This window comes from Microbacterium sp. CnD16-F, assembly GCF_024124465.1.
GTDB lineage: Bacteria > Actinomycetota > Actinomycetes > Actinomycetales > Microbacteriaceae > Microbacterium > Microbacterium gawkjiense.
Genome location: NZ_JAMXSA010000115.1, coordinates 1 through 1,443 on the forward strand (window position 1 = coordinate 1; position 1,443 = coordinate 1,443).

1 protein-coding gene is annotated in these 1,443 nt (G+C 69.0%); it reads right to left on the minus strand.

Translation table 11 applies throughout. The features are described 5' to 3' along the window. Positions 1-1,056: 6-aminohexanoate-dimer hydrolase (nylB, locus tag NH287_RS15015; protein ID WP_253036252.1), on the minus strand; the 1,056-nt coding region annotated here is incomplete at its 3' end. Positions 1,057-1,443 lie beyond the last annotated feature (387 nt).

Consider the following 1,443-nt stretch of genomic DNA (forward strand, 5'->3'; position numbering starts at 1 on the left):
GAGCCACAGATTCTGCCCGTGGATGCCGATGCCGCTCACGTTGCCGCGCTCGTTGCCCGTGCACCACCACTGGCGGGTGTAGCTGCCGTCGGGGAAGGTGTTCGTGAAGCCCTTGTCGGTCATCGCCTCGTGCGATCCGCCGGCGAGTACGCGACGCACCCAGTCCTCGGAGACCACGCGGCCACCGGGGGCGACGCCGCCGTCGAGCATCATGCGCCCCACGCGCGCGAGATCCCGCGCCGTGCAGGAGACGCCGCCGTGCGCGAAGCCGAAACCCGTCGTGTCGACGGTGATGGTAGCGTCGCGGTCGGCGTCGAGCTTCGCCCACAGGTACGTGGAGAGCGCTTCGACGTAGCGCAGACCGGTGACCCGTTCGACGATCCAGGCGAGTACGTCGGTGTTCGCCGAGCAGTACTGGAACTCGCCGGTGCTGCCGTCGCCGCGGAGGGTGGTGAGGAACTCGTAGGTGTCGGCCGGGTCGCCGTGGCGGCGCGTGCGCCAGCCGGCCGAGCGACCGTGGGTCTGCACCTCGGATGCGGGATCGACGTAGTCCTCGTTGTAGTCGATCGAGATCTGCATGTCGAGCACCTGCAGCACGGAGGGCCCGTCGTAGACGGAGCCGGCGAGCTCGGGTACATACTCGGTGACGGGCTGCGCGGGATCGATGCGCCCCTCGTCGACCAGTGCTCCGACGACCGTGCCGCACAGCGACTTCGAGACGCTCATCAGCAGGTGACGGTCGTCGGGCGCGAAGCCGGCGCGGTAGTACTCGGCCACGACCTCCGTTCCGCGCAGCACGAGGAAGGCGTCGGTGTAGGTCTGTTCGAGGCGCTGTTCGAGGTCGGGAAGCTGCGCCGCGATCGCGCCGAGCCGCGCGAGGGCATGACCGGGCGCGTTCACCGGGCGCCGCGAGACCGCTGCCGAGGGCACCATCTCGCCGAGGTGAGCGAAGGCCCAGCGGTTGTGCGGGGGCTCCTGCCAGCTGTCGAGCGTCGGTTCACCCGCGGCGGCGTCGGGGTATCGGGCGGGGTGCGAGCCGGTGGTGGGCGTGTTCATCGAGCGTCTCCGAAGGTGTGGCCGCGGCGGGTGAAGAGGTAGTACAGTCCGCCGCTGACGATCATCGCAACGGGAGCGGAGAGATCGATGTAGCCCATGGCCTCGGCGATCGCGCCGCTCCAGAAGTCGGTGGTGAGGAAGAAGGAGGCGGCTGCGCCGCCGATGATCCCCGCGGCGAGGCCGGGAATGCTGAAGCCACCGGTGTACCAGTACTTGGCCCCCGGGCGCTCATCGAAGAGATCGAGGCCATCGTATCGGTTGCGGGGCTCTGTTGCAAAGATTGGCGGCAGTCAGAGGTAGGCTGTCGCTCTGCGCCGATCAGGCGGCTGCTGCGAAATGGTGGTTGAGCATGCCCATGGCCTCCGTCAGCGCCGAGGGCCCAATGCC